Genomic DNA, 2,887 nt, shown 5'->3' on the forward strand with positions numbered 1-2,887 from the left:
CAAATCCACAGCGCATACTAAGAGGCGAAAGATCGGCTAGGAGTGTCAAGCATCATCCGATGCCAAAGCGTCAAGCATCAAGTGAGCCAAGACACAGCGATGCGCAGTTGAGCATGTCGTCGGACACGACTCTGAAGCTGAGCCGGCGCGGGCTGACCCTAAATGGGAAGAGGTGCGCGAGGTCCCGATCGCCAGCGCCGTTGATGCGGCCGAGTCTCCGTTGGGGTCGGTAAAAGGGCCACATCGCCAGCCTGACCCGCCACATCTCCTGAGGGGGACCCACCTGACGTCAACAATCACCCTGACCGGGCATCTCAGGAACGCGCTCAAGATTGCTCTTCCGGAGAGAAGGTGTCCGTGGTGGCCTGCTCAGGCGAGACTCCACATCCGGATTGTGGCGTCGAGGCTGCCGGAGACGACCACGGGGATTCCGTCCTCGCGTGTGCCCACCGCTAGGGCACTGATGTTGTCGGTATGACCAGTGAAGGGGCCGCTAAGGGGTTGGCCAGTGTCGAGGTCGCGCACCACCAGGTTGCGATCGGTGCCACCCGAGACGATGACCGGCGTGCCGTCACCGTCCTTGGTCGTCACGACGGAGGCGTGACGGGCGTCTCCTTCATGTGTCAGAGGCTCCCCGAGGGGCCGGCCCGACTCCAGGCTCCAAATGCGCAGCGTCGCTGGCGGGCTTCCCTCGTCCAGCGGGAAGTTTGGGACCTCTGCCGAGATCACCACGCGCTGACCATCGCTGCGCTTCGCGATCGCCATCCCGTACACCATGCAGGTAAAGCAGGTGTTGAGAGGCTTGCCGATGGGTTTACGCGTGTCGAGATTCCAGATCCGCATCCGTGCGTCAGTGCTGCCGGTCACAAAAACGGGCGTCCCGTCTGCGCGTTTGGTGACTTCGATGTCCATGACTGTGGAATAGTGCCCCCACCATGGCTTGCCGATGAGCTTGCCGGTATCCAGGTTCCACATGTGGATCGCCATCATCTTATTTCCGTCGCCGCTGGAAATGATGACCGGCGTGCCATCGCTGCGTTTCCCCACGGCAACCGCGTGGACGAAAGTGTGCCCGGTTCTGAGTGGTTTACCTAAAGGTCGGCCGGTGTCGAGATTCCAGATTCGTACGGTGCCGTCCTCGCCCCCAGAGACGATGACGGGAGTGCCGTTGCTGCGCTCACCGATCGCCACGTCGTACGCCGGGCGCTGATGGCCAGTGATGGGTTTGCCGAGCGGCTTGCCCGTGTCGAGGCTCCACACCCGCAGTGTCTTGTCGAAGCCGGCAGAGACGACTACTCGGGTGCCGTCGCTGCGCTCGCCGATCGCCAGCGCGCTGATGCCGCGTGTGTGGCCTTTTAACGGTCCGCGCAGCTCACTTCCGAAGGGTGGAGTACCCGCAGGGGATGCTGGTTTGGCGGGCTGGCTAGCGTGGGCGATCGGCGTCGCCTTCACCGCAGGCGTGTACCAGCATGTGGTTATCAGGAGCCCCAGCGCGACCGCCAGCGGTCCGGCACCCGCCCTTACTGCACGTTGCGCCATCTCCTCGTCCTTTCAGACGTTCTGCCCCGGGCGTCATGATCGTGATCATGGGCAGGCGTCACTGTAGCGGCCGGGATCCCCGTTCCGAAAGAGCTGTCGCTGCAACACAGCCTGCGCAGGAACGACTCTGAGAAACGGACGTGTGGTAGTGATCTGGCCGGGGCTTCCAGCCGGTACCACGAATGCAGGGCTGAAGCGTTCTCACGTGGTGAGATCCGGGGGTTGAAGACGGTGGCCGGGATGTGCGGGGTAGCGGCCCATGGTCCACCTGGGCATGCGGCCAAGCAAGAATGCTCTCATCTCAGCGGGGCTGGCCGGCGCGGCGCAGGATCGTCACGTTCGTCGTGCGCGTACCGATGAGTTTCTGCCCGGTCGACGGTCATAGCCCACAACCATCAGTTCGGACTCGGAAGAGGAGCAGCACGTGGTAATCGTCACGGGCCATATCGTCGTCGACCCGCAGCAGCGCGAGCGCTATCTCGCGGACTGCGTGGGCGTCATTGAGCTGGCTCGCCGCGCACCCGGCTGCCTTGACTTCGCTATCAGTGCGGACCTGGTGGATGTCCGCCGTATCAACATCTTCGAGCACTGGGAGTCGCAGACGGCCGTCGAGGCGTTCCGCGGCAGCGGCCCTGGCGACACGCAACGCGCTGCGATACTCGCCGCCTCGGTGGCCGAGTACGACGTCGCGGGCGTGCGCTCGCTGACCTGAACCGCGTGCGGGCGCCAACTCGCCGGAGGCATCACGACCGATGGCCCTCATGTGTTCTCACCTGCTGAGACCAAGGAGTTGAAGACCGTCGGCGGGGTGGCTGCGGTAGTGGTCGGTGGCGGTGGCGATGTTGGTCCACCCGATCAGGCGGGTTAGGCCAATGGCCAGGTTGCGGAGGCTGGCCATGATCCGGGGTACGGTGCCCGTCCGGACTCGGGAGGCGTCCTCGCGGTAGGTGACGTCGCGGATGTGATGCAGGGCTTCGATGCTCCAGTGCCCGCGGATCAGCGCGGCGAGCTGGGCGTGAGTGGTCCGGCCCGGTGGGAGGCTGGTGATGGCGTAGATCGTCACGATGGTGGTTTTGCCGGTGCGGTGGTCGGTGCGGCGGCGTTTGACCTGGATCGCCTGGGCGGCGTGTGGGAAGGGCAGTCCCGGGCGGACCGTGCAGATCTTCATGCGGCGGATCTCACGGCGGCCGTGCCCGGTTTCGTCGGTGCGGTCGTTGAGGATCGCCTCGCGCCAGGGCAGGGCCTTGAGCCGGCTGAACTGCGCCGGGTTTCGTGGAGACTCTGGTGTGCCCCGCGTTGAGTGGAGGTGGATTTCTGGATTCTTGTGCCACTTGATGAGAGGAAAGTG

The 2,887-nt window shown here is 64.5% G+C and carries 3 protein-coding genes; 1 reads left to right on the forward strand and 2 read right to left on the reverse strand.

The window, feature by feature from the left end; all coding sequences use genetic code 11:
• Positions 1-369 precede the first annotated feature (369 nt).
• The gene (locus BLR04_RS39290; RefSeq protein WP_090774269.1) at positions 370-1,539 is read right to left on the reverse strand and encodes a WD40 repeat domain-containing protein; all 1,170 of its coding nucleotides are present in this window, start codon (positions 1,537-1,539) and stop codon (positions 370-372) included.
• Between the two features lie 424 nt (positions 1,540-1,963).
• Here BLR04_RS39290 and BLR04_RS39295 point away from each other — a divergent pair, with 424 nt between their 5' ends.
• Complete coding sequence (locus BLR04_RS39295) at positions 1,964-2,251, forward strand: putative quinol monooxygenase (protein ID WP_090774271.1); 288 nt, start codon at positions 1,964-1,966, stop codon at positions 2,249-2,251.
• 57 nt (positions 2,252-2,308) lie between these two features.
• Here BLR04_RS39295 and BLR04_RS39300 read toward each other — a convergent pair.
• A partial coding sequence (locus BLR04_RS39300) for an ISAs1 family transposase (RefSeq protein WP_143022456.1) occupies positions 2,309-2,887 on the reverse strand: 579 nt, incomplete at its 5' end.

This window comes from Nonomuraea maritima (assembly GCF_900100395.1).
Taxonomy (GTDB): Bacteria; Actinomycetota; Actinomycetes; order Streptosporangiales; family Streptosporangiaceae; genus Nonomuraea; species Nonomuraea maritima.